This is a genomic window from Rubinisphaera margarita (assembly GCF_022267515.1).
GTDB classification, from domain to species: Bacteria; Planctomycetota; Planctomycetia; order Planctomycetales; family Planctomycetaceae; genus Rubinisphaera; species Rubinisphaera margarita.
Genome location: NZ_JAKFGB010000014.1, coordinates 322,169 through 348,259 on the forward strand (window position 1 = coordinate 322,169; position 26,091 = coordinate 348,259).

The window sequence follows — 26,091 nt, forward strand, 5'->3', positions numbered from 1 at the left end:
ATTCACAGGCAACCACGAACATGGTTTCAAGGAGTTTGTCCGCGTGCTCGGATATCTGATGTTATTCCTGCTGTCGTTCCTCAGCTTCCTGCTGATTGTCATCATCCTGCTTCAGCGGGGTCGTGGCGGCGGGCTGGCCGGGGCACTGGGCGGCGCCGGTGGCCAGAGTGCTTTCGGAACGAAGGCCGGCGATGTTTTCACGAAGATTACGGTCATTCTGGCTATTATCTGGGTCATTTTCGCAGGTGTGAGCATTATCGTGCTCACCTCGACGCGTCCCCAGAGCTATCGAGGCGGAGCCGACGCCAATCCCGATCTGATTTCCGGTGACGAAGATCCGGCCGCATCGGATCGACCGGCTCTCGGCGGCGATGAGCCGCTCATGATTCCTGAGGGGACCACGACTCCGGCTGGCACATCGAGTGTCCCGAGTCTGACACCTCCTGCTGGAACATCGACCACGCCGGCACTGACGCCACCTGCCGCGACTTCCTCTTCAGCAGCTCCAGCGGTCCCAGCCGGAACATCGACGCCGGCGGGAACTTCTGACGCAAACTGATTGAACGGAAGCTTCTGATCTTCCCGGGCGGCGACCGCAGCCGCCCGTTTTCCGTGTTTCTGGAACCGAGACGAGGGACAGCGACGTGATCCTGAGCATGACCGGTATTGGACGGGCGCGGCATCAGGACGACCAGATTCAGGCCACCGTCGAAGTTCGAGCCGTCAACAACAAGTTCCTTAAGCTCAATCTGCGTCTTCCGGACGCACTCAACGGCTGCGAATCGAAGATCGACCGCGTCGTCCGCGAGTACCTCGGGCGGGGAACCATCTCGATTCACGGTCAGTTGACCTGGGTGAAGCAGGTCAGCCCGTATGTCATCGACGAAGCGACGCTGAGTCAATACATCGAGCAGTCCCGGCACGCGGCCAAGGTCTTTCATCTGCAGCCGCCGGATCGACTGGCGGAATTTCTCGCCATGCCCGGTGTCATTGCCGATCAATCCGCTTCACTGGACGATGAGGGCGATGCCGAATGGGCAGTCTTTTCTGTGGCACTCTCAACGGCTCTGGAGCAGCTGCAGGAGTTCCGCAGGACTGAAGGGCAGGCGATGTCCGATGCTCTCTCGGGCTACTGCAATGAGATCGAAGTCGATGTGAAGGCGGTCCAGGGACGCTCGCCGCTGGTTGTCGAATCGTACCGCAACCGCCTGAAAGACCGGGTCAATGAGTGGCTGTCCTCTCAGGGGGTTCAGATCGAAACCAACGACATCCTCCGGGAGATCTGCATCTTTTCCGACCGGTGCGACATCACCGAGGAGATTACCCGCCTTGGCAGCCACATCGGGCAGTTCCGGGAGTTTCTCAAGGAGAAGAATCCCGCTGGACGGAAGCTCGATTTTCTCTGCCAGGAGATGTTCCGCGAAACGAACACCATCGGCTCCAAGGCCAACGACATTGAGATTTCGCACCGGGTGGTCGACATGAAGGCCACGATTGAGAAAATCCGCGAGATCGTGCAGAACATTGAGTAGGCCGCCATTGAGGGCTGATTTTGCCCCGCACCGATCCCGCCGAACTGCCCGGCTGGCGAGAAACCGCGTCGACAGCCCTGTTTGATCGCTTTTTGGTCGGAACCACTGTAGAATTTGCGGTTTGCGGAGTTTTCAGAGTTTTTTGTGAGGAATGGCCGAGTGAACGAGCCGGGTGCGACCAGGATCGGATTTCTGATTGTCGTGATCTCCGGTCCCAGCGGGAGCGGAAAAACGACGATTGTCTCACGGCTGGAACGGGAATCACCGGTCCCCCTGATCAAGTCAATTTCGGCGACGACCCGTCCGAGACGCGAGAACGAAGTCGACGGTCAGGACTATTACTTTCTCGCCCCGGATGAGTTTGAGCGACGACGGAACAGCGGCGAATTTCTTGAGTACGCCGAAGTTCACAGGACGGGATACTGGTACGGAACTCTGAAGTCGGAAGTCGATCGTGCCCGGGGAGCGGGCGGCTGGGCGTTGCTCGAGATCGACGTTGAAGGCGCACTCAACGTCATGAACGAATACAGCGATGCCCTCACGATTTTCGTGACGACTCCTTCGGAAAAAGAATTCGAACAACGCCTGCGGGACCGGGGAACGGAAGACGAACAGGTCATCCAGCGACGCCTGGAAACGGCTCGCAGTGAATTGAAATTTGCCGATCGCTACCGGCACACAGTCATCAACGACCAGTTGGACCGAGCGGTGGGCGAGATTATTGATATTATTAGCCAGGAAGCTGGGGAGTGCTGCTAGCATGCTCGAAGAACTGAAAGAAGAAGAGATCGTCAACAAAGTGGGTGGACGCTTCAAGCTGTCGACCATGATTCAGAAGCGGATGGTCGCTTTGAATCGTGGCGCTCGACCGCTCGTTGAGATCCCGACCAAGAACCTGATGCGGATCGTGATCCAGGAAATCCTCGAAGACAAGATTTACCTCGATCGTACCGGCAACGTCGCCATCAAGGGCGATGTGACCCCGTCGATCGATGGTTACTTCGAAGGCGGCCCGGGCGGTGATGATCTGGGATGAGCCACGCCGCGCGACCTGAGATTCTACTCGGTATCACCGGCGGAATTGCCGCTTACAAGACCGCCGACCTGGCCAGTCGGCTTGTGAAGCGGAACTACGCGGTTACGGTCATTATGACCGCCGCCGCTCAGAAGTTCATCGGACGGGCCACGTTTGAGGCGCTCACCAATCGCCCCGTCTACACCGATCTGTTCTCGCCGCAGGAGCATTTCCTCGGCGAGCACATTGGCCTGCCCCGGCGGGCGGATTTGCTGGTCATCGCTCCGACCTCCGCCGATTTTCTGGCGAAGATGGCTCATGGCTTCGCGGATGATTTGCTCAGCACGACCGTGTTGGCGGCGACATGCCCCCTGCTGCTCGCTCCGTCCATGAACGTCGAAATGTGGGAGAAGCCCGCTGTTCAGCGAAATCTCCGGCAGGTGATCGACGATGGAGCCGAAATGATTGCTCCGGGAGAAGGATGGCTCAGCTGCCGCGTGACCGGCAAAGGGCGGATGGCGGAACCTTCGGAGATCGAAGCCGAGATCGTCAAGCGACTGGCACCGACGGCTTGAAGCCGACGAGCGTGCAATGACCGCTTGTGCGGCGGCAATGCCTGAACCGGACGGTATTGCACGTCCGCGCATAAAAACAGTCTCGACGCTCGGCCGATCGGTCACAAGGGACGGATCATGCCGAGCGTGAGACTACTCCCCCCTCACACTGCAGCCGCGGCCGGCTGTCAGTGCTCGCGCCACAATAAATTTCCAGAGCATCCACCAGTAAGACTGGCGTGGGGAGATACAAGAAGCGCACGTGACATCGCGTCGGTGGCAACGACTTCAGCTGCTTGCTGAAGTCGAGACGGACCGCGAGCCCGGATGAATGAATGGGTCAGCTCCACCGGAGTAGATCCGGGGGCAACAGAGAATGGCGAGAATTTCGCCCGTATTCAGCAGGGGCGAAACCTAGCGGGCGTCGACTCGCGTCCGCAGAGCTTCCTGTTCAGCACGATATTCGGCCAGAGCACGTTCCTGATTGGGGAGAAGTTCTTCAGGTCCAGCCGGGAAGTACTGCACATCGTCGCGAAGATAGAACGCGGACGGCAGCGTCTGACCGCCCATATTTGTCTGGCAGCCGGTCAGTGCGGCCGAGGCGATCACGCCCAGCATACCCGCACAGAAACTTCGGTTGACTCGTGCATTCCAATTCATCGTCGACTCGCTTGTGTGAAGCCAAATGTGCGAAACAGAGAGTCCACTTCCTGGAGGGAAGCAGTACACAGGGCTTGTGTCTTGTCGTTGAGAGATGTTGTAAGAACACCTTAATGATCGACCGGAAAAATCGATTTCTTTGGTAAAACTGGTCCATTTTGACATCGCCCCGGAAAAACCCGTCGAGAGACTGATTCCCTTTACCGGGATTCACACAGCGTCGCGGGTCAGTCGGTCTTCGTGGTCCTGATTCTGGCCAGGACGCGACCGTTCGCCTACAATTCCCGTCAGAGAACGGTACCGAACGTCCGTGAAGCACTCGGAGATTCCACGATGAAGTTCGAGATAGCTGCGGAATTCACTGAGGCCGAACACTTTACATCTTGCTGGAAAATGCGTAATTAATATAAGCTGTTGTGATTCTGCTGGACCGGTCCAGTGCCATGGATGCGCTCTGCATTGATGTCAGTCCGAAGAAAATCGAGTGCTCGAGATGCCAGTGACTTCTGACAACGAAGTGCAGGCTGCCCACAGCCTGTTCGAGGAAGGAATCCGGGAAGCCGATCGCTACAAATGGATTGTGAGCGAGAAGCTGGGCCGGGACATGGGAGAAGAGGCGTTCTCCGACTGGTTCCGCAAATACTGGCTGCCCTACTGTCGCTATCAGCGACTCGAGCATGTCACGGGGCGGAAACGGTGGGCCGAATTCCCCGACTGTCCCTCTCTATTTATTCTCCAACTCCTGGAGCGGCACGATCTGCTGCTGGATCTCATTCTCGACCGCCTGCTGGAAGGCTGGGAGAATCTCGATCTCATCACCTGGGGGGTCATCTGGGGACTGCCGACGGATCGGATTGTACGCATCCTGGAAGAGTTGAATATCAACTCGGCTCGCCTGGATCCCATGTACGAAGTCAACTGCTACTGAACGTGCAAATTGCTCTCGCACGCGATCCGCTTTTCGGCTACACGAATCACTGAGGAACGGGCACGTTCCGCCGGTAGCCGTTCTCTCGGCTCACCCGCTTTCAGCTATGCGCAGAACTTCTCTGCCGTGTGACCAGGGCCAGCGGATGTCATCCACCGAACAGAGTTCCATGGAATCGAACGGGTCTCCCGCAGCCCTGCCGAAGTCCTCTCCGCATTGGATGCGGCACGTTCGCCACGTGGGGCTGCTCACGCTAGTCAGTCGCATCTTGGGACTGCTGCGGGACATCGGCATGGCGGCCCTGTTTGGCAACGGCCCTCTGCTGGATGCCTTCACGCTTGCCTTTCGCCTTCCTAACCTCAGCCGGCGGCTCTTTGGAGAGGGGGCCCTCACGACGGCCTTTCTGCCGAAGTACGTCGCGGCACTGGAAGAGGATCGTACTGAAGCCGAGGAACTGGCAACGGCTGTGCTCGGATTGCTGGTCGGTCTTCTGAGTCTCCTTACGCTCTTCGCTTCGCTGATTCTGTACGTCCTGCTGGTAACTGACGTTCTGGGAGCGTCGAGCCGCACAATGCTGATCCTGACCGCTCAGATGCTGCCATACGTGGTTCTGATCTGCCTGACCGCTCAGATGTGCGCCATGCTCAATGCGGAGGGGATTTTCGCGACCCCGGCTGCGGTGCCGATTGTGTTGAATGCCGTCTGGATTGTCGCCGTGTTCTGTCTCGCCCCGCGTTTTTCAGGAACCGACCGGCAGATGGAAATCATTGTGCTGGCAATTCTCATCGGCGGCGTGCTGCAGGTAGGACTGCCGGCAGCGGCTCTCTGGATGAAAGGATTTCGACTGCGGTGGCGGTCCTGGCAACGACTCCGGGCCGCTTGGCGGATCTTCGTGAGCATGATGCCCATCGTTTTCGGTCTCTCCATCACGCAGATCAACGCCATCTGCGATGGTGCTCTGGCCTGGTGGTTCGCACAGCCCGAGCAGGGAGAATGGATTGCACCGGGCTCGGCTTCGGCCCTCTACTTTGGGCAGCGGATGTATCAATTCCCTCTCGGCATCTTCGGCGTCGCGATGGGAACAGTCCTCTTCGCCCGACTCGCGATGCATGTGAAGAGCCATCGAAGGGATCTGGTTGCTCACGATGTGCACGAGGGACTGCGATTCACAGCCGTGATCGGGCTGCCAGCTTCGGCCGGAATGATGATCCTGGCTCATCCGATCGCCTCTGCTCTTCTGGAACGCGGACAGTTTGATGCCTTCGACACTCTGCAGACCGCACAGACGATCGTCGCGTATGGAAGCGGTGTCTGGGCCTATCTCGGGATTACAGTGCTCCAGCGAGTCTTCTACGCGATGAACGACGCCCGAACACCGGTTCGGATCGGCCTGACGGCTGTGGGGCTGAATCTGGTGCTCAACTTTCCACTGATGCTTCTGCTTGGTGGAGCGGGACTCGCATGGGCCACGGCGATTGCCGCAGCCCTGCAGGTTGTTCTGCTCCAGCGGGCCCTGCGCACCACACTCGAGACTCCGGTCGGGCATCCTGGTCTCCCATGGACGGGCAAGGTGTTGCTGGCAACGTTCCTGATGTCGGCTGCCGTTCTGGGAGGCGACGCCCTCTGGCCAGAATCCGAATCGAAGATGATGGAGTTGCTGGCACTGGCCGTTTCAATGGTGCTCGCCGTGTTCGTGTATGCCGCGAGTTTGCAGATTTTACAAGTCGATGAGCTGGCTCGGATCCTTGGATTCAGGGGGAAGCGGGAGGCTCAGGAGACGGCAAGCGATCTCGACTCAAATCGTCACGAGAAGTAAAATCCGCAAATTCAATACAAGTTCTCTCCTCTGATTTCCGATATCGATACTGGACCGCGTCACGCGGGCGCCAATGTTGTGACCGACAAGCAGTTCGAGCGATCCCCGAATCGTTCCGTTCGGTTTCGCAATTCGCCTATTACCCCACCGACTGCCTCGTCTCCGCACGAGATGTCCAGGTCGAACCGCAACGAGGATTCCCATGTTCAACCGATTCGCCACACTGGCCATCGCCGTCCTGCTTACCTGCTCAACCGCCTTCGCCGGCGACTTTACTCTCGATGAGAAAGTCTGGCACAAGGAACTGCAGAAGGCCCATGTTGTCGCCAAGAGTGAGAACAAGCCGATGCTGATCGTCTTCGGCGCCTCGTGGTGCAAGTTCTGTAAGAAGCTGGAAGACGAAACGCTCAACAAGCCGGAAATGCAGGCTTACATTCAGCAGAACTTCGTTCCCGTTCATCTCGATCTCGATGAAGAAAAAGCCATCGGAAAGATCCTCGAAGTCAAATCGCTTCCCTGCACCGTGGTGCTGAGCCCCAATGCCGATCTGCTTGGCAAAGTCGTAGGCTATAAGACCGAGCCCCAGCTGAAAGAACAGCTCGACAAGGCTCTGCAGACCCAGAGCGTGCTCCGTCAGGCGGCTCAGGATAAGACCGTCAAATAAGCAGGCGACATCGACGAAACAACACGAAGGAAGCAGAAGGATTCTTCTGCTTCCTTTTTCTGTTACAGTGGCCCCATGAGGACGGCACAGAGTTTACTTTCTGTGTTGCGAAGTAACAGAAGGCCTGTCTTCAGAGTTCCTGCGCAGGAAGCTCTGCCTCGAAGTCGTTCACCCGCGAAGTGGTGACTGAACATTTTCTGCGTCAGGATTGAAGCACGTGTTTACGCAGCCGCCTGTCACTTCGCGACTCAGAGTTGAATCTCAGAGCCATCGGTGCCTCGGGATTGTCGATCAATTTCCTCACTTCATTTCGACCGGTAAAAACCACGCCTGCGGGTTATGGAACCAGACTCAACACTGCTGAAACGATGCTGGTTCCTCGCCGGGCCGACTGCAGTCGGAAAGACCGAGTCGTCGCTGCTGCTGGCAGAGCGGCTCGATGCGGAGGTCCTCTCGCTCGATTCCATGGCGATTTATCGCGAGATGGACATCGGTACGGCCAAGCCGGGTGTCGATGAGCAGCAGCGAGTGCCGCATCATCTGATCGACCTCATCGATCCCCACGAGGAGTTCAGTACGGCCGAGTACGTGAGGGTTGCCTGGGAAACCGCGGCCAACGTCGCCAGTCGGGGCAAGGTGCCGTTGTTCGTCGGCGGGACGGGACTATATTTGAGGTCGCTGCTGCGAGGCGTTTTCGAAGGGCCCGACGCCGACTGGGATTACCGTCGCCAGCTCGAAGCCCGGGAGACGGAAGAGCCGGGAATTCTGTACCGCTTGCTCCGCGAAGTGGATCCAGTTCTCGCGGCGAGGCTGCATCCGAATGATCAGCGCCGAATCATCCGCGGGCTGGAAGTGCATCACCTTACCGGAGAGCCGTTGTCCTCCCTCCAGCAGCAGGCCGCCCGTTTGCCCGAAGACCGGTCTTCTAACGTCTTCTGGCTGCATCCCGAGCGTGAATGGCTGTATGAGCGGATTGACCGCCGTGTCGATCAGATGATTGAGCAGGGACTTGTGGAGGAGGTTCAAAATCTGTTGCGTCGAACGCCGCCCGCATCCCGCACCGCCATGCAGGGGCTCGGCTACAAGGAGATGGTCGATCATCTCGAGGGAAAAGCAGCGCTCGAGGAAGCCATTGAGCAGATCAAGACTCGGACCCGGCAGTTCGCCAAGCGGCAGCACACCTGGTTCCGCAATCTCGAAGAGTGCCAAGAAATAAAGGTGACCGCAAAACGGTCACCTTCAGATCTGGTCGATGAGTTGTTGCAGCGTGGCGATCGGTCCTGAAATCTGGCCGACGCCCAGGCAGACTATTCGGCGGCCTGTTCCTGCGGTTCTTCTTTTTTCTCCACAATTTGGAGACCCGGCACATCGAAGTCGCCGATTTTCACGATGGCGTACTTCTGGCGATGACCCGTGTGACGACGGGAGTTCTTGCGGCGACGGAACTTCTGGACTTCCAGCTTCGGTCCCTTGTGCAGCGGGCTGACGACGGTTGCGGCAATGCTGGCCCCTTCGATGGCCGGTTTGCCGATCACGCTGTCTCCACCCCCGTTGGCGAGCAGAACTCGCTCGAACTTCAACGAGCCGCCTTCTTCCAGACCTTCGCGGAGGTCAACGGTGATTTCTGCACCGGGAGCCACTTTGAACTGGCGTCCACTATCTTCAATAATTGCAAACATAACGTTCAGTACCTTGTTCCCAGATCCAAAGCCCGTTTCAGGGCGTAGCGACAAGTAGATCTTCAGCGTGCTCCGCGGGACCTGTCACCATTCCACCGTGGAAGGGGAAGATTCTAGCGGTTTCCTGCTGCTATTTCGAGTTCATGCTGTGAGAAAATGGCACATCGACTCCAAATTCGTCCTGACAGCGGATTTCCATGTGGTTGGGCGTCACGTCATAACGGGCTTCAAAGTTGATGACCACTCTGTTCTTGTCCTCAAGAACGAGCAATTCCTTGCGTTTCTTGTTCGACAGATACGAGGCGACGCGGTGATTCAATTCGACGTAAATCCTGCGGATATTCTCCTGGCTGGAGGCCCGCATCATTTCCCGCATCACTTCGATGGCGACACTTTCGGCCGTCTTGACGTAGCCTGTTCCGTTGCAGCAGGGACAGTCTTCGTAAATGCTCCGCTTGAGTGACGGGCGAATTCGCTGGCGGGTCATTTCGATCAGTCCGAACGGGCTGATTCGCAGCACTTTCGTGCGGGCCCGGTCGCGTTTCACCGCTTCCCGCAGTTCCCGTTCGACGCCGCGGCGATGTTTTTCCTGCCGCATGTCGATGAAGTCGTTCACGATCACCCCGCCGAGATCGCGGAGTCGCAGCTGGCGGGAGATTTCCCGAGCCGCCTTGAGGTTCACCTGATAGGCCGTCTCTTCGGCATTGTCATCGACACGATGCGTTCCGCTGTTCACGTCGATGGCGACGAGGGCTTCGGTCTGGTCGATCACGATCGATCCGCCACCCTTGAGGGGGACGGTCCGAGCCTGAATGTTGCTGATTTCCTGTTCGATCTTGTACTTGTGGAACAGCGGCTCTGCTCCGTCGTAGTACTGAACCCGGTCGACCTGTTTGGGCAGGACGACCTTCATGAAGTCGCGGGCCCGCTCGAACTGGGTTTGATCGTCGATGAGGACACAATCGATCTCACTGGTGTAGATATCGCGGATCGTCCGCGTGATCATGTCGCTTTCCTGGTAGATATCGACCGGCGCGGGATGCTTCTCGATGCGGCGGACGATGGTCTTCCAGAGCCGCAGCAGATAGTTCATGTCCCGGCGGAGATCTTTCTCCGTGCGGTCAATCCCGGCGGTGCGGACGATGAAGCCCAGCCCTTCCGGAGGCGCGAGCTGCTTGATGATATCGCGCAGCTTCTTGCGATCATCAATACTCTCGATTTTGCGGCTGATACCGACCCGCTGCAGGGCCGGCATGAGGACGAGATAGCGGCCGGGGATGCTGATGTAGGTCGAAAGCGTCGGGCCTTTGTTGCCGATGCCGTCTTTGATCACCTGAACGAGGACTTCATCACCCCGCTTGAAGATCTGCTGAATCGAAGGCTTGCCGGCGACGGAGCGTTCGCTGCCCGGACGTTTGCGGCCGTTACCGGGGCGGGATTTGTCGCCACCGCGGGGGCTGCGGGTGTTTTCGACCGGCGGAAGGTGCTTGAAGTACTCGGCTTCGACATCACTGACATGCAGGAAGCCGTTGGTGCCGACGCCGAAGTCAACGAATGCGGCCTGAATGCTCGGCTCGATGTTGACGACCCGGCCTTTATAGATGTTGCCGACGAAGCTTTCGCGGCTGTTTCGCTCCACATAGAGCTCTTCGAGGACGCCGTCTTCGACGATCGCGATACGACTTTCCTCGGGCTGGTAAACATTGACCAGCATTTCGGTTTTCATGGTGGACCTTTCTCGAACTATTGAGAAAGGCTTTAACAGGCTCCATTCAGCTTCATGACGCGCATCTCAGGAAGAGTCGTGCCGGTTGGCATGCCGGGGGTCGTGCGGAACTTTTCGGGCACGTTCGGGGCGAAAACCGGAAGGAAATCTCTACTTCGAACTCGAATGTGAATACTGAACTTCGACGTCTTTGAACAGAGGCCGCGTCGTTCACAGCTGGCGTCGAAGGGGGATTGCCCCCGACGCTCGCGCAGTGTGACCTGTGGGCGACGTGCGAATGACTCGGCATTCGGCTCGTCCCTGTCCCGGGGGTATTTTGGTTGTCACTGTCGGCGTGCTGATCGAACGGGTACGGCATGAAAGCTGAACTGAGTCGGCGTCTGTCTGGTCCGGCATTGATTGTCGTATGCGATTTGATGGTTTCGCGTTACGACAGTCGATTTCCTGTTGCCGTCGATGACAGGGCACCCTCACCAGGTCTCTGCATTCGCCCGTTTGTCCTCCGGTCCTGCTTCCTCACCTCAGTCGCCACAAAATGTATGCCTGAAAGTGTATGATTCTCTGCGAAGTCGGCCGGCGTCGGAACGCTGCAGCCGCGAATTCAGCGATGAGAATGAGGAAGGAACGCTTCGGGTTTCAATCTCCACTGCCTGGCGGTAGCGGAATTGCTGACAGTTCGAATCCCCCTGGTTCTGTTAAAACCTTTCCCTGGGGTGAAATCTGTGACGGATCGGCGAAAGACCGATTCCGTCGGTGAACTCTTTAATGTCTGTATGGTGGAAGCCGGCAATCGCTCTGGATGGATCTCCGCGCCGGCGCCCGCTTCCGTGAGCGGGCTGCTGTCTGTTCAAAAGAACACGTGCAGCCGATGAGCTTTGCTGCATAATGACATATGTTGCCCATTTAGGCAATAGAGCCAGCTCACTGCGGCCGCTGAATTTCCGCACGAACACGTCACGCAAGCACGTCGAGACGGGTCCCGGTCGGCTCAACCACGCGGTATTCATCGACGTTGCGATCGCGGTTCTGAATGGGCGGCACGCCGTAATAGAACAGGGTGCTGGAAATGTTTCCCGGCAGATAGCTGAGGCCGGTTGTATCGAGCAGGTAGTGGCTGGAATGCGGACTCTGCAGTGCCGCCATCCACTCTCGATTCTGTTCCACTCGCGGAGCCGGAGCGGGCTGGGATGACGGTTCGCAGGCGGCCGGTTGAGGCGACGTCCGACAGCTGTCGTTGTAGCAGGGGATCGTCTGCCGAGCCGAAGCGTACGCCGGAATCTTGCAGGGACAGGCCCAGTACGGCAGATAGACGTAACAGCGGGAAATTGGAGTCATTGGACGAACCAGACGCAGCATTCAAAGTGTCAATCAGGTGGATTGGCACTTCCATGCAACTGGCGGTCCAGTGGACGAACTCCTTGAAAACTGGCGGATCTGCAACGCAAAACGCTACGGATCAGGGAGGCCGGGGACGGTCGCGACAATTCGACCGGGTTCCCGTCCGCGACCCGTGATGCGTAGACTCAACGGTCCGTTGTCTTTCTGCTACATTGCGGAAGTCGAGTCAGGCGGACTGGACGATTCCGCGACAGCGACCGGTGAATCGTTCTGAAACAGGTCGCACGACAGAAGTCGAGGATAGGAAAGTTCGATGCAGATTCTGCTCGCCAACGATGATGGAATTCACGCCCCCGGTCTGATTGCGATGGCCGAACGCCTGAAGTCGCTCGGAGATCTGACCGTCGTCGCTCCCGCGTACGAACAGAGCGGTGTTGGTCACAGCGTGACTTACCGCAGCCCGCTGCAGGTCGAGGAGATTTATCGCGACGGGAGTCTGTTCGGCTGGTCTGTGCATGGGAGTCCGGCCGACTGCGTGAAGCTCGGCATTCTGGAACTTTGCCCGCGGCGCCCCGATCTGGTGATCTCGGGAATCAATGCCGGCTCGAACTACGGCATCAACGTCCTCTACTCCGGTACTGTCGCCGCAGCGATTGAAGGGGCTTTCTTCGGAATCACGTCGATTGCTCTCTCGCTGAACTGCTCGGTCCCGCCCGACTTTGACCGCGCCGCCGATCGTTCGATGAAAATCATCCGCCGGCTCATCCAGGACTTTCCGGAACCCGGGCTGCTCTGGAGTGTCAACTTCCCGCCCAGCGATGTCGAGATGAAGGGGGTTCGGTTCGCCGCGATGGGCGTGCGGCGGCATACCGAGTCGATCGAACGTCGGATCGATCCGCGTGGCAAGCCCTACTACTGGAGTGGAACCGATCCGCTGGAGAACCACGAGAGCGATGAAGGGACCGACATCGCGGCTCTTTCCGAGCACTTCGCGACGGTGACGCCGCTCCACTTTGACCTGACCAAAGTTTCTTTGCTGGAGAAGGCCCGCTCGCTGGGCTGGGACTGACGGCCCGTCTGCCGCCGTTGCAGTTTGCGGATTCGCTACGACCGCTCCGCCCGGGTACAATCGAGGTTCGGGAGTCGGTCCACTGTTCGCAACTCCCCGTCCGGGACTCTAGAGTTGAAAAAGCTCTGACCCAATCTGGAACGGTTGCCATGAATAAATTGATTTTCTGGGGAGTGCAGGTCGCCCTGTTGGCCAGCTTCACCTTCGCCTACTCACTGGCCAGCTCCCGGGCGAAGCAGGAACTGACTGCTGATCTCGTTGGGACGCCTGTTGTTCCCGAAGTGGAGATTCCACGGACCGAGCCGCTCCGCGTCTCGTCGTTGTACGATCGACCGGAAATGGTCTCCGACGAAGATCTCGCAGCTGTGCTCTGGCAGGTCCGACCGAAATTCGAACAGAAAGGGCTGCGTCCTAACCTCGTCGAACATGCGATTCGTGCCTGGGGGATCGAAGCTGAGTTCCGCGATCCGGACGTTCTTTCCGGCAAACAGATGGAGCAGTTTCTCCTCGATCATGGCACCTTCGTTCTGTCGTGGGGCAAAGAAGCCAGCCCGCTGCTGGAAGATCGCCGCACGGGCGTCGGAGTGAACTGGGGAGAAGCTCGCAGTCAGTCCGTGCATCACGACCACATGCTGGCCTGCGTGACGGAAGCCGGAGCGCGTCTCAACGAACCGGTCATGCTGCCGACTCAACGCAAGATGACTCTCGAGAATGTCGTCCGTGAAGCACTCCGGGACTTCCGTCTCGATGAACGGGAAACCGAGTGGACGGCCATGGCTTTCGGTCTTTGGCTGGCACCGACGAGAACCTGGCAGGCGGTCGACGGACGCGAAATGTCGTTCGATCTGCTCGCTCAGCGGCTGATGCGGGGGTATCTCGAAAAGGGAGTCTGCAGTGGCACGCATCGTGTTTATTCACTGATGCTGCTCTGGCGGCTCGATCAGGATCACGACATTCTTTCTGATGAGATCGCGGACGAGGTCCATGCCCATCTGTCTCTCATCCGGGATCTGATTACCGTTTCCCAGTTCGAAGATGGCCACTGGCCGTCCAACTGGAACGAAGGTCAGAACGCGGTCGATAATCCCCGCGACGACGAGATGCGTTCAAAGATCATCGCGACGGGACATCATCTGGAATGGCTGGCGATCGCACCGCAGGAGCTTCATCCGCCACAGCACCAGATCGACAAGGCAGCCGGCTGGATTATCGATGTCGTCCAGCGCCAGTCCCGCGAACAGGTCCTGCAGCGGTACACCTTCCTCAGTCATGTCGGCAACGCGCTGGCCCTCTGGCGAGGCACGACGCCCGCGACGTTCTGGAAAGACTGGCAGCAGGAGCATCCGGAGTACACATTCACACCCCTCCCCTCGAACGAGGCCGACGAACCGGAATCAAGCGACGACCACTGAGCGTCGAACGGTTCAGAACGCTCGCCACGCTTTCGTCTCGCTGAACGGATTGCGCGAAGCCCTCACGCCGAGGCGTGAGCAAGCGAACGACCCGTCGCAATAAGAGGTGAAGAATTGCTTGAAGCGACCGCCGCTACGGTTTCAGATCCAGGCTGCGCCAGCAGTACCAGCTACCGATGCTGGCGTACGGGGTCCACTGCAGCGACAGCTCCTGCATTTTCCTGATCAACGCGTCTTTCTCCCCGTCGATGCCGTAGAGATTGCGTACAGCGTTCTGCACGCCGAGGTCGCCGGTGGGAAGCACATCGAGTCGGCCCAGGCTGAAGATGAGGAACATCTGCGCTGTCCAGACGCCGATCCCCTTAATTGCGATCAGTTCGGCGATGATCTTCTCGTCCGTCAGCCGGTCGAGTCGTGACAGGTCGGGTTCGCGGCGACCGCAATGTTCAATCAGATCGCGAATGTATTTCAGCTTCTGTCGCGATAAACCGGCGGCGAGGAACTGCTCGTCACTGACCTGTTGCATTCCGATCAGAGAAATCCGTCCAGTTGAACTGCAGCCTTTAACTCGCTTGAAGATGGTTCGAGCGGCCGCTGTGGAGATTTGCTGAGACACGATCGCCCGCAGCAGCATTTCGAATCGGCGACGATTCGGCTTGAGTGTGCATGGACCGACCTGGCCGATCAGGCGGCTCATCACTGGGTCAGTTCGTCTCAGATGACGGAGGGCCGCCTCGTAGCGAGATGTGGACATCAGGGGCTCCGCAGGGGAAATCGGGACGGCTCCAGGCCGAACGCCATTGTGGAACAACCGCTATAAACCGCAACGCTGCTACCGTCGCTATGCTGCATATGATGCGTTGATTGCATGAAAACTGGGGAATGTGGGTCAAGCTGGCCGCATAAAGCTTCGCAGAATGGCGATATTAGGAAGCAGGGAAAGGATGAGTTGCCGTTGCCGGTTGGATAAGGCGGGGGGACTCGTCATTTGGGCAACTTCACGCCTGACCTGCAGCAGCTCATGCTCGCGACGTCGAACAGCGATGTCTCGTCGCGCTCCTGAGACCGCGGATCATCGGAAATTGCTCTGGCGAAACACAATCTCAACTCTGTCGATTCGTCTGATGTCGGCTGTGGCACTCGGCCGCCAGTGCGAAGGGAGGACCATACCATGGCACACAATAAGTTTCAGTTCACACATTCTGCGCACATCAAACCGAAGCCGCGACCGAACCTGCTGGCTTCGCGGACGTGGTCGGTGTTGACGGCCGGTCTCGTGTTCGGTTTTCTCGGAATGTACTTCACCGTGACCCGTCCGATGTCGGAACGGATGCGGATGCTGGAATCCGACATTGCGATGATGCAGTCGGATATGCATCAGCTCGTCGGCACCCGCGATGACCTCTGGAAAACAAACGATCTGCTGACAGGTCTGCGGCAGCAGAAGCGTCAGATCGCGGAAGCCGAACTCTCGCTGGCTTCGATCCGCAAGCTCCGCAGTGATGTGCTGGCTCTGACGGCTGGGCAGGAAACGGCTTCCCAGACGCTCGCCAATCTGGCGGATATGCAGAGGACCCTCACCCAGCAGGCTCCGATCGTGGCTCAGTCCCGTGAAGCTCTGGGAGCCATGATGACCCTGACCGAACATGTCGTTCGCATTGGGGATTCGGCCGCCAAAGCCCGTCCCAATCTGGTCGCCGTCAACGCCGCCATTGATGATTTCCAGGCTCAGACCAGTCTGATGAGCAATCAGATGGCCGAAGCTTCGGAAACGATCAACGCGGCTGGCGAAGTTCTCAACAGCGTGAACACGCTGACGACGAACATGCTCGAACAACAGGAGCAGATTGACGCCAGCGAAGCGGTCGTGGCTCGTATCAGCGAACTGCACGGCACGATCGCCAAACAGGAAGAAGCGACCGACGCCGCCAGCCAGACCATCGCCCGCATGGTCTCCCTGGAAGAAGAACTTGCTGAGCAGGATCCGGTCAAGTTCGAGAAAGCCTCGGCGAATCTGCGAGGCATGGTTGCGATTCAGAACGAACTCTCGACCGACAATAAGCGGATCTCGAACGCTGTGGAAACCGTCGAGCTGCTCGAAGACTTCCAACAGGAAATTCAGCATCAGGCAGCCATGCTGACCGAAATGCGACGGGATCTGCAGGAAGTGACCGTGCTCAAGATGACCGTCGAACAGACGCTGTCAGTCCTCAAGCCGCTGATTCAGCTTTCGGACCTGCGTCGACTCAGCGATGCCGAAGTTCGCGACGCCGCCCGAGTCATTCTCGATCGACGAATTGCCGACGGTCGCTCGCTGACTGCACCGAGCCGTATCGCCGAACACGAAATTCATTCGCCGACGATCACTCCCTCAGAAAAATCGACCGACGGCCCGATGGTGCCGACGCCGACCGATCTTGAATAATCTGTGACCGGGTTTATCCCCAGCAGGCCGTGCACAAGACGTGCGCGGCCTGTTTTCGTGTCGCAGCCGCGAGTCTCTCAACCCGAAACGTGAGTGAGGGCCACATCCACTTCGCCCTCGCTGACTGCTTCGGGTTAAGAAGTTTCCAGACGGGGAAAGTTTCAGCCTTATCACGGGCGGGTGACGAAGTCAGGAGAGACCCGCCATGAATGAGATCTCTTTGAGACCGGAGGATCTCACTCTGTAAGGCGCCGATGGCGCTGCCTCTTGTCGCTGCCGCGACCTGCCCGCTGGGGCGGACGGGCCACCCGGCTGGTTGCTACGTTTCGGCGAGACCGTTCAGGCGATCGCGGACGTCGCGGTAGTCGTAGTCGACGGCGAGGATTTCGCCGTAATGATCCTCGGCTGCTTTCAGGTCGCCTTCTTTCTCGAGGATCCGACCGATCCAGTAATGCACTTCCTTGAAGCGGTCCGGGTAGTCTTCGAACGAAATCAGCGGGACAACCTTGAGGAACTGCTTCTTGGCCAGCGTCGGCTTGTTGTCTTTCAGGAAGCAGTTGCCGAGCGAGACGAGGGAATCGACTTCGAGTCGAGGGTCCTGACTGGCCTGCTGATACAGCGGGATCGCATCGGACCATCGTTTAAGAACCTTGTAGCGGCGGGCGAGCTGGTATTTGTGTTGCTTGTTCTGTGGATATCGCTGGACGAGCACTTCATAAATCTCGATCTCGCGGTCAAGCAGCTTCCGGGCGAAACGCGAGGCCTTCTTCTGCGCCTCTTCATCATCCGGCGCGTTCGAAGCCGCCAGTTTAAGTCGGTCCAGCTGGAATGACATCTGTTTCAGTTCGAGCTCGTCGATCAGTTCCTGAATGTTGCGATCGCCCTTGGAAAGCTCGAGTGCTTTCTGCAGCGCTTCCTGAGCTTCCTTAAGCTGTCCCTTGGACTCGTAAAACTGGGCCAGCTTCTGGTGCAGTTCAACACTATTGGGATCTTTGCGGATCTGATGCATCAGATCCTTTTCCGGATCCTGACCTGGAGCATCCGCGTCACCAGGCCGTTTGCCTTTGAGACCTAGCTTTTCAGCGACCTTGGCGTCTGTCATCTTGACGTCTTCCATCGATTCGGCGTCATCGAACCCGCCGGTTTTGATGGTCGCTTCGAAATGACAGGCCGTTTTGTTCTGCCGAGCGATCGAATCCTGTGGATCGAGCTTCATCACCCTGTTCCACACGTTGGCGGCTTCGGTGAACTTGCGATCGTCCTGCAGCAGCTGGGCAAACTCCCGCTGCAGCTTGATATTGTCCGGCTCTCCGGTCGGCCCGACTGCAGTTTGATACGCAAAGATGGCGACGTGGTTGTAGCCTCGCGCTTTACAGGCTTCTCCCACGGCTGCGTTGAAACCGGCGTCCCAGGGGCTGAGCTTGAGAGCTTCTTCGGCGATCTTGTCAACTTCGTCCCACTCGCCCTTCGACCTGGCGCGAGAGAGTTTCGAGCGAAGTCCCATGAGCCGGGGCTTCGACATGGCACCCGCTCCCTTGCCGTTGTTGCCATATTTCTTGAATTCGGCTCCCCGGAGTGACTGCCGATACGCGAGATTATCGGGAACCAGGACGGCCGCTTTGTGGAACATCTCGACTGCGTAATCGTAGTCTTCGTTACTGACAGCCTTGGAACCACGCTGCCAGCATTGCCTGGCGATATCTTCAACTCCGCTCATCGTTGTCTGCTTTCCAGGAGATCCAGGTTGAGAACGGGAGTTCAGCAAACCCGGTAAACCGCTTCAGATGGTGACACTTCCAAGTATACGGTCTAATCGAATCTCTCAGCAACAGGCATTGATGTTCCCGACATTGGTCTTGCCGGGTTCCTGCTCATACGACCGAAAAAGGCGTGAAGATCCGGCTCTGGTTGTCAGCTGCGGAACAGACGGGTAGATTCGATCCGGTTGTGGATCCGTACACAGTTCCTTTTCGAGAGAACCTCCCATGCCCGGACCGATCGATCGTCGCCAGTTCCTTCAGTTCCTCGCTGCCGGTTCGGCTCTGGCCGCCCTGCCCGCCTCCGCCAGTGCCGCTCCTTCGAAGATGCGGCTTGGTCTGGTGACCTACCAGTGGGGCAAAGACTGGGATCTCGCCACGATCATCAAACATTGCGAAGCGGCGGACTTCTCCGGCGTCGAATTGCGGTCGACTCACAAACATGGCGTCGAGATCACTCTCGATGCCGCCGAGCGACGGGAAGTCCAGGCCCAGTTTGCCGACAGTCCGGTCGAATGTGTCGGTCCCGGAAGCGCCTGTGAGTATCACTCGGCTGATCCCGAGGTTGTGAGAAAGAATATCGAAGAGACCAAAGAGTTCATCAAACTCTCGCACGACATTGGTGGAACGGGCGTCAAAGTGCGGCCCAACGGATTCCCCAAAGAAGTCTCGAAAGAGAAGACGCTGGAGCAGATCGGCAAATCGCTCCGCGAAGTCGGGCAGTTCGCGGAAGATCATGGTCAGATCATTCGGCTCGAAGTTCACGGCCGGGGGACCAGCGAGCTCCCCTACATCCGCACCATGCTGGATGTCGCCGATCATCCGGCGGTCACCGTCTGCTGGAACTGCAACGGAACCGATCTCGCGGGCGAAGGGCTGGAGCACAACTTCAAGCTGGTTCAGGACAGCATCAGCACGGTGCATATCCACGACCTGCGGCACGACAATTACCCGTGGCAGCAGCTGTTTGCCTTGCTGAAGGGGATCAACTTCAGCGGCTGGACGCTGATTGAAGACGGCAAGGTGCCTGAAGACATTCCGGCGGCGATGAAAGAGAATCGCAAGCTCTGGGAACGACTCGCGAGCTGATTTACGAATTCGCTGGCTGGAGCGGATCGAGGTACTCACGGACGGCGTCGTAGTCGGGACGCAGTTCGAGAGCGGCTTCATATTCGCGGATGGCTTCGGGAATCAACCCGAGATAATGGCAGGCCATGCCGAGATAGAACCGCGTGGCGGCATCGGCTGGATCTCGAATCGCTGTCTCGAACAGCACTTCGCGAGACTCCGCGTATTTCCCCTGCGTGAGCAGCACGAGCCCGCGGGTTCTCGCAATGCGAGGATCTCCGGGCGTCGAGTTCTCGGCTTCCTCCAGGACCCGGTAAGCGTCTTCGAACTGCCCCCGCCCCGCCAGATCGCGAGCCTGTTGCTCGAAAGGAGGAATGTCGAGATACGACTCGCTCTGAGGGGAGTCAACTGGAGTGAGTTTCTGGCTGATCCCGTTGCCTGCTCGTTCGGTTCTCGCAGCCGTCTCGCGTTCGAGTTTCGCGACCTGTTCAGCGGCGAGTGCGTAATCTGGATTGAGGATCGCCGCCATCCGAAAGCATTCCAACGCGGCTTCCGTCTCGCCTGCTTTCTCCAGCACATAACCCAGGTTGTAGTGCGGCACGGCCGAGTCGGGACGCAACGCAACCGCGGCTGTGAGATAACGAATCGATTCGGCGTTTGAACCGAACGGATCGAGATTGTGCAGGGCAATTCCGAGATAGTGATTGATCCAGAAGTTCTCCGGCCGGGCTCGTTGAACGGTCCGCAGGCGATCGATCGCCGCGTCCCGTTCTCCCAGTGAAAACAATGTCCCGCTTAACAGGATCGTGCCGGAAACGGTGCGGTTATGACTGTCCGCTGATGTCGCCAGTTCGAGCAAACGGGCGGCATCATAATTCAGAACCGCATCGCGCAGTTCTTCGGCCTGCGGATCGGGATCGATCTCGTGAAGTGTGCGGCGAATCCAGCGGGCCGTCTCTCCGGCGCTTCTTAATGAAACCACCTGCTCACTCTCGTTGAGCGGACGAATCCGCAGGCGAACTGTCGTGCCCGGCTCGGGGTTCAAACGTCGGCAGACCTCCGTCAGGTTCAGCCCGCGAAGTTCATGCCATGCTCCGGAAGAATCTTCGATGGCAACGAGGTGATCCCCCTTCTGAAGGAGCCCCGAGGTTGCAGCCGATCCGCCCGAGACCAGATTTGCGACCGAACACTCGGCCGGGCTGTGGCGGAGATGCACGCCGAGACCGACTGGAGTTTCACTCAGCCAGAATTCCAGAGCGTCGACAATCTCCCGGCGAAGACAGACGGGCATTCCCTGCAATCGTGCGGCGACATCGACGGGACTCGATTCGAGAGGGACCAGTCCAGCCTCCGCGAATACCGCTTCGAGCTCGTGCAGTGAAGCCGCGGTCAGGCCGCTTCCCGCAGTCGCGGCTTCTTCAGCAATCGGACGGTTGCGAGCCTGTTCCAGTCGGTGCACGAATTCGAGCGAACGCAGATCCTGTGCGAGCCGTCTGGTCAGCTTTTCAAGTTGAGTCCGGGGGGCGGTCAACTCGGGAAACTCTTTGAGCAATCCGGTCGCCTGTTCGAGCTCGAACCCCACTTCCTGAAGCTGACTTTCGAGATGGGTTCGATCCCGTTCCGCGAGGTCGAGCCGGGAGGTGGCCGACTTCAGAATGGAATCGACATCGTAATTGACCTGGGCCAGACGGGCGGTTTCACGACGATGTTCCTGCCAGTGATCGTGCCCGATAATGCCGGCGGAGACGAGAACGGTGGCTGTCACCAATGCGGTTGCAATGACAGCCGTCCGGTTCCGCTGCACGAACTTTCTGAGTCGATACGTCCAGGCCGGACGGACCGCATGAACGGGCTGACTGGTCAGAAACCGATTGAGATCGTCGGCGAGATCGTGCGGAGTCGCATAGCGCTGCCGGCGGTCCGGCTCAATGGCTTTCAGTGTGATCCAGTCGAGATCGGCCGGCAGCTTTTGCAGATGACGCGGGCCTGTTCCCCGCCCGTCGGCAATCTTCTTCAAGTGATCGCGGGACAAACGTCTCAACCGCTGGCGGGGGCGTTCCGGCTCAAGCTCGGCTGCACAGCGGATGGCGTCCATTAACGTGTCGGGCTGCAGTGTCTCGAAGTCGACAGGAGTTGAGCCAGTCAACAGCTGAAACAGAAGGGCTCCGATTGAGAAGACATCGGTCCGGCCGTCGATCGACTTGCCGCGTGCCTGTTCCGGACTCATGTACGCTGGCGTCCCGATCGCTTCACCGACACACGTTTGCGAGGGCGAATCGAGTGATGCATCGTCGAGCACCTTGGCGATCCCGAAGTCAACGATCTTGAGAATCGGCTGCGGGTCCCCGTCGGCGACCAAAATATTCTCCGGCTTCAGATCGCGATGAATGATTCCGCGACGGTGGGCGTATTGCACCGCATGGCAGATCCGGGTGACAAGCTGGAGCCGGTCCGCAAGCGAAAGCTCACGTTCATCGCAGAACTGATCGATCGGCTGCCCCGAGCAGAGCTCCATCGCGAAATAGGGTTCCCCGGTGGGTGATGTCCCCGCATCGAAGATGTGCGCAATCTCAGCATGATCGAGCTGAGCCAGCGTTTGCGGTTCCCGTTCGAAGCGTTCGAGCAGCCGCGAGTCCCCTGCCCCATCGATGACAATCTTCAGAGCGACATCGCGTCGAACGGGGGCGATCTGTCGAGCCCGATAGACGGCTCCCATCGCACCGCAGCCGATTGACGATTCAACCACGAAGTTGCCGAGACGTGCCCCTGGCAGCAGCTGCCGCGATGAGCTCGAGGGTGCGAGAACTGACCGTCCGCCGGCAACGGTTGCCGCGTCATTCGGCAGGACGGCGGACTTCTTCTCGGGAAGGCGGCTCGCATCGAGCGTCTGGCTGGCTTCGAGCGAACTAGCTGCAGACACGATTTCGGCCCTCGTGTTTGGCCTGATAGAGTTTTGCGTCCGCATAGGAAATCAGATCGGTATCGGGCTGCAGGGTATCCGGGCTGAGCGACTGCAGATCGGCGACTCCGAGACTGATCGAAACGGGAATCAGATGGCCACTCCCTTCGATCTCCGTCGTCGCGATGGCCCGGCGGCAACGCTCGGCGATCACGGCTGCATCTGTTGCGTTCACTTCCGGAACGAGCAGGACGAATTCTTCGCCGCCGTAGCGGGCGAACGTCACGTGGGATTCGACGACATCGCGAATTCGCTGAGCGACGACCCGAAGAACCTGATCGCCCACCAGATGTCCGTAGGTGTCGTTAATCGATTTGAAGTGATCGATGTCGAGCATGATCAGCGAGAGCGGTCGGTTCGTATTCAACGACCGTTGAGTCTCCCGTTTCAGGATGTCGAGGAACGCCCGCTTGTTCGTGATGCGGGTCAGTCCATCCTGAGTCATCATGTCGTAGATTGATTCGTAGTACTGCGCTTCGGTCTCGTCGCCGGAAAGCAGCTTGAAGATGTGCGAGCCGATCGAAATGCGATCACCCGGGCGGAGTTCGGTAAACTCGATCCGCTCCCCATTATGAAACGTCCCGTTCGTACTGCCGAGATCTTCCAGATAGTGACGTCCGTCCTGGTAGCCAATCCGGGCATGCTCGCGAGAGACGGCTTCTTCGTTGAGCACGAGGTCCGCTCCGTCACCTCGTCCGACCTTCAGACCGTTCTCCGGAATGGAGATCAATCCGGAGTTGATTTCAACCGGGTGAATCTGCAGCAGTTTTCCGATTCCCGATGTCTTCGAAGCAGGCATGGTGTTCTTGCTCGAAACGGTGGCTTGCCAGACGCTTGTCATGTGTGCGGCCCGAATGAATGTGTGTGGAGTAAAGCCTCGTCTGGTTCAACCCTATGTTACCGGCTGCGGGGGATCTGCGTCTTCGCCTCAAAACTATTTCCGCAGAAGGCAAGAAACTCCGGCTGTTCGGATTATGCGACTCGCCGCCCAGGACAAACGCTCCTCGGTCTATTGAAGTCTGCCCCGGATTCCATTGAACTGGACATCCGCAGCACGCCGCTCCTCCCGTGACCTGAGAGAAAGACTGCAATGACGTTTCCGAAAAGAACAAGGCTGATGCCACGTGTGACAGCCGCGATCGCAATCCTGCTCACCATTGCGCAATCGACCTTCGCTGAAGAACTCGGAGAGCTGCCGCATCGAGAATGGCAGGGAATTCCGGGACTGGAACGCACTGCAGAAGGACGCGTGTTTGTCTCCTGGTTCACGGGAGGAACCAAAGAACCTGCGATTGAGAATACCGTGGTTCTCGCCTACAGCGACGACGACGGACAGTTCTTCACCGAACCGATCGTCATGGCCGCTCCCTCAAAGGATGCACGCTGCTTCGATCCCACCCTCTGGATCGATCCGAAGGGGCAACTCTGGTACATCTTCAATCGTGGCAGCCGAACAACAGCCGAGCATGATGTGCATGCCCGCGTCTGCGTTGATCCAGACGCCAGTCCCCCCGTGTTTGGAGCAGAGTTCCGCATCGATCTTGATACCCCGTATGCATTCCGGATGAACAAGATCACGGTGTTGTCCTCGGGAGAATGGGTGATGCCTGTGACGCATGCGCTGGAGCCGATCCATGACTGGTTCGCCGGTCCGAAACAGGTTCAGGGCGTTGCCATCTCGTCCGACGAGGGCAAGACCTGGCGTCTTCATGGTGCCATCGAAGCCCCGGAATGGGCGCTGGAGTGCATGATCACGGAACTTCGCGACGGGCGGCTGTGGATGCTGATTCGGACGGGGAGCGGCGTCTTATGGGAGAGTCATTCTGACGACAAGGGGCAAACATGGAGCAAGGGACAGGCCACCGAGATTGCGAGTCCCGGCTCCCGGTTTTTCATTCGCCGTCTTGCCTCGGGCAATCTGTTGCTCGTCAACCATCACAACTTCCAGGGCCGCAGCCATCTCACGGCTCAACTTTCCACCGACGATGGCCTCACCTGGAATGAAGGGTTACTGCTCGACGAACGGGGCAGCATTTCTTACCCGGATGGCGTTCAGGATCAAGAGGGGCTGATCTGGATCACGTATGACCGCGACCGGCAGGGAGCCGGAGAAATTCTGTACGCGACCTTCCGCGAGCAGGATGTTGCTGCTGAAAAGAACGTGTCTCAGGCCGTTCGGCTGAAGCAGGTGGTCAGTAATCTGAAGACGGAAAAGCGTCTCCCGGAGAACTGGAATCCAACACAAGCCGGGGATGCCGTGATGAAACGGCTCGTCCAGGTGACGGGAGCCGAGGTGAAAGGCGCCCATGACAGCGAGTTTGTCTGTGTCGACGACCGCGCTTATCTCGTTGCGGAAGTGAACGATACACGAGCCGGGGAAAGCTCCGCCTGGCCAGAGGTGTACTGCACGCTCTCGATCGTGAATCTGCAATCGCTCAAGGTCGAAGAGATCATTCCCTTCGCTCGCGGAGAGCAGGAGTTCGACAACGAAACGCTGCCCGTCGGGGCCTGCTTCGTACCTCGAATTGTGCAGAAGGACGATCAGACGCTGCGATGTTACTTCGCCAGCGAGCGTCCGGGGCAACGTCAGGCACAGATGTGGTTCCGTGATTTCGATCTGCCGACCCAGCAGTTTGCCGATTCCATTCACAAGGCGAAATTGAAAACCGCAGCTGGGACCATCGACATGCAGCCGCGTTTCTTTCACGAAGACGCGGCTCGGCACGGCTTCAAGAAACCGGCCAAAGACTACGGACTCTACATCTTCGATTCGTTCAAAAAATTCGATGGCCAGTTGTACGTTGCTCTGAACAACTACCCGGCTCGACAGAACGCCCTCGCCTTCGTGCATGACGATCTGGCCACCTTCGAAGTGCTCGGTCATTACAACGAACCGCAGTCGGCTGCTCTGAGTGAATCGGCCGTAAACCGTCTCCCGGATGATCGATGGATGGCGATCTGCCGCAACGACGCCGGAAACTATCACTTCACGTTCAGTTCCGATGGGCGAACCTGGAGCGTCGGACGCCCGCTTCCCTTCGTCCCCAATGGAACAGGTTCAAAACCGACGTTCGACCGCTTTGGCGACCTTTACTATCTCGGCTGGCAGGAAGCGACCCGCATCGACGGAGTCAACCGCAGTGTCTTCAATGTCGATGTCTCCGCAGACGGGAAAAACTGGACCCGCAAATACCGTTTCGAAACCACGAAGTCCTTTCAGTATCCGACTTTCCACGAACACGAGGGCGTGATCTGGCTGAGCGTGACCCAGGGCGACAGTTCTTCGAGTCGCAAAGAGCGGATCATGTTCGGGAGACTCGAGGAGATCGGAGCCACGGAGTGAGCCTTTCCGAACCGGATGGAAATTCGCTCAGATCGCTGCTTGCAGGCCAATCGGCTTCAACCGTCACTGCGTTTAGGGTATGTTAAATCAGGAAACTGTGATCTGTCCTCAGCTGCTTCTCATCGAAGGGACCGGGCCGATCAATC

General features: G+C 58.3%; 22 protein-coding genes. 14 read left to right on the forward strand and 8 right to left on the reverse strand.

Features of this window, described 5'->3' with window-relative positions:
- Positions 1–43 precede the first annotated feature (43 nt).
- The 5 genes from secG (at position 44) to L1A08_RS14185 (ending at position 3,122) form a co-directional block, all read left to right on the forward strand.
- On the forward strand, positions 44–559 hold the full coding sequence (secG, locus tag L1A08_RS14165; RefSeq protein ID WP_238757094.1) for a preprotein translocase subunit SecG: 516 nt from the start codon (positions 44–46) through the stop codon (positions 557–559).
- A gap of 97 nt (positions 560–656) precedes the next feature.
- A complete protein-coding gene (locus L1A08_RS14170) occupies positions 657–1,532 on the forward strand; it encodes a YicC/YloC family endoribonuclease (RefSeq protein WP_238757095.1) in 876 nt (291 codons plus the stop codon).
- A gap of 159 nt (positions 1,533–1,691) precedes the next feature.
- Positions 1,692–2,291 (forward strand): guanylate kinase, encoded by a 600-nt coding sequence (gmk, locus tag L1A08_RS14175; protein ID WP_238757096.1) that lies wholly within the window; start codon positions 1,692–1,694, stop codon positions 2,289–2,291.
- A gap of 1 nt (position 2,292) precedes the next feature.
- On the forward strand, positions 2,293–2,568 hold the full coding sequence (locus tag L1A08_RS14180) for a DNA-directed RNA polymerase subunit omega (RefSeq protein ID WP_238757097.1): 276 nt from the start codon (positions 2,293–2,295) through the stop codon (positions 2,566–2,568).
- On the forward strand, positions 2,565–3,122 hold the full coding sequence (locus tag L1A08_RS14185) for a flavoprotein (protein WP_238757098.1): 558 nt from the start codon (positions 2,565–2,567) through the stop codon (positions 3,120–3,122). The genes L1A08_RS14180 and L1A08_RS14185 overlap by 4 nt, the downstream gene beginning before the upstream one ends.
- A 393-nt stretch (positions 3,123–3,515) precedes the next feature.
- Here the strand turns inward: L1A08_RS14185 and L1A08_RS14190 are convergent, their stop codons facing one another.
- Positions 3,516–3,761 (reverse strand): hypothetical protein, encoded by a 246-nt coding sequence (locus tag L1A08_RS14190; protein ID WP_238757099.1) that lies wholly within the window; start codon positions 3,759–3,761, stop codon positions 3,516–3,518.
- Positions 3,762–4,254: 493 nt separating this feature from the next.
- Here L1A08_RS14190 and L1A08_RS14195 point away from each other — a divergent pair, with 493 nt between their 5' ends.
- From L1A08_RS14195 to miaA, 4 genes are all read left to right on the forward strand, one after another.
- Positions 4,255–4,689, forward strand: coding sequence for a hypothetical protein (locus L1A08_RS14195; protein WP_238757100.1), 435 nt, complete (start codon positions 4,255–4,257; stop codon positions 4,687–4,689).
- A 145-nt stretch (positions 4,690–4,834) separates the two neighbouring features.
- A complete protein-coding gene (gene murJ / locus L1A08_RS14200; RefSeq protein WP_238757101.1) occupies positions 4,835–6,505 on the forward strand; it encodes a murein biosynthesis integral membrane protein MurJ in 1,671 nt (556 codons plus the stop codon).
- Between the two features lie 202 nt (positions 6,506–6,707).
- Positions 6,708–7,169 carry a thioredoxin family protein gene (locus L1A08_RS14205; RefSeq protein WP_238757102.1) on the forward strand — a complete coding sequence of 154 codons (462 nt, stop codon included), beginning with the start codon at positions 6,708–6,710 and terminating at the stop codon, positions 7,167–7,169.
- A gap of 339 nt (positions 7,170–7,508) precedes the next feature.
- Positions 7,509–8,453: a tRNA (adenosine(37)-N6)-dimethylallyltransferase MiaA gene (miaA, locus tag L1A08_RS14210; protein ID WP_238757103.1), complete on the forward strand. Its 945-nt coding sequence runs from the start codon at positions 7,509–7,511 to the stop codon at positions 8,451–8,453.
- A gap of 23 nt (positions 8,454–8,476) precedes the next feature.
- Here the strand turns inward: miaA and rplU are convergent, their stop codons facing one another.
- From rplU to L1A08_RS14225, 3 genes are all read right to left on the reverse strand, one after another.
- Positions 8,477–8,848, reverse strand: a complete 372-nt coding sequence (gene rplU, locus L1A08_RS14215; RefSeq protein ID WP_238757104.1) for a 50S ribosomal protein L21 — start codon at positions 8,846–8,848, stop codon at positions 8,477–8,479.
- Positions 8,849–8,978: 130 nt separating this feature from the next.
- Positions 8,979–10,574 (reverse strand): Rne/Rng family ribonuclease, encoded by a 1,596-nt coding sequence (locus L1A08_RS14220; protein ID WP_238757105.1) that lies wholly within the window; start codon positions 10,572–10,574, stop codon positions 8,979–8,981.
- A gap of 954 nt (positions 10,575–11,528) precedes the next feature.
- Positions 11,529–11,909 (reverse strand): hypothetical protein, encoded by a 381-nt coding sequence (locus L1A08_RS14225; RefSeq protein ID WP_238757106.1) that lies wholly within the window; start codon positions 11,907–11,909, stop codon positions 11,529–11,531.
- Positions 11,910–12,225: 316 nt separating this feature from the next.
- On the opposite strand from L1A08_RS14225, the gene surE reads away from it, so the two are divergent.
- Together surE and L1A08_RS14235 are read left to right on the forward strand one after the other, a co-directional pair.
- Positions 12,226–12,981 (forward strand): 5'/3'-nucleotidase SurE, encoded by a 756-nt coding sequence (surE, locus tag L1A08_RS14230; RefSeq protein WP_238757107.1) that lies wholly within the window; start codon positions 12,226–12,228, stop codon positions 12,979–12,981.
- Positions 12,982–13,130: 149 nt separating this feature from the next.
- A complete protein-coding gene (locus tag L1A08_RS14235) occupies positions 13,131–14,393 on the forward strand; it encodes a hypothetical protein (RefSeq protein ID WP_238757108.1) in 1,263 nt (420 codons plus the stop codon).
- A gap of 133 nt (positions 14,394–14,526) precedes the next feature.
- Here L1A08_RS14235 and L1A08_RS14240 read toward each other — a convergent pair whose 3' ends face one another.
- Entirely contained in the window at positions 14,527–15,090 is a 564-nt protein-coding gene (locus L1A08_RS14240) for a DNA-3-methyladenine glycosylase family protein (protein WP_238757109.1), read from the reverse strand.
- A 474-nt stretch (positions 15,091–15,564) separates the two neighbouring features.
- Between L1A08_RS14240 and L1A08_RS14245 the strand changes: the two genes are divergently transcribed.
- Positions 15,565–16,818 carry a hypothetical protein gene (locus L1A08_RS14245; RefSeq protein WP_238757110.1) on the forward strand — a complete coding sequence of 418 codons (1,254 nt, stop codon included), beginning with the start codon at positions 15,565–15,567 and terminating at the stop codon, positions 16,816–16,818.
- Between the two features lie 319 nt (positions 16,819–17,137).
- Here the strand turns inward: L1A08_RS14245 and L1A08_RS14250 are convergent, their stop codons facing one another.
- Positions 17,138–18,535: a tetratricopeptide repeat protein gene (locus L1A08_RS14250; protein ID WP_238757111.1), complete on the reverse strand. Its 1,398-nt coding sequence runs from the start codon at positions 18,533–18,535 to the stop codon at positions 17,138–17,140.
- 268 nt (positions 18,536–18,803) lie between these two features.
- On the opposite strand from L1A08_RS14250, the gene L1A08_RS14255 reads away from it, so the two are divergent.
- Positions 18,804–19,664: a sugar phosphate isomerase/epimerase family protein gene (locus tag L1A08_RS14255; RefSeq protein ID WP_238757112.1), complete on the forward strand. Its 861-nt coding sequence runs from the start codon at positions 18,804–18,806 to the stop codon at positions 19,662–19,664.
- Between the two features lies 1 nt (position 19,665).
- Here the strand turns inward: L1A08_RS14255 and L1A08_RS14260 are convergent, their stop codons facing one another.
- On the reverse strand, positions 19,666–22,563 hold the full coding sequence (locus L1A08_RS14260) for a protein kinase domain-containing protein (RefSeq protein WP_238757113.1): 2,898 nt from the start codon (positions 22,561–22,563) through the stop codon (positions 19,666–19,668).
- Complete coding sequence (locus L1A08_RS14265; RefSeq protein WP_238757114.1) at positions 22,550–23,401, reverse strand: GGDEF domain-containing protein; 852 nt, start codon at positions 23,399–23,401, stop codon at positions 22,550–22,552. Before L1A08_RS14265 ends, L1A08_RS14260 begins: the two co-directional genes overlap by 14 nt.
- 318 nt (positions 23,402–23,719) lie before the next feature.
- Here L1A08_RS14265 and L1A08_RS14270 point away from each other — a divergent pair, with 318 nt between their 5' ends.
- On the forward strand, positions 23,720–25,945 hold the full coding sequence (locus tag L1A08_RS14270; protein WP_238757115.1) for a sialidase family protein: 2,226 nt from the start codon (positions 23,720–23,722) through the stop codon (positions 25,943–25,945).
- Positions 25,946–26,091 lie beyond the last annotated feature (146 nt).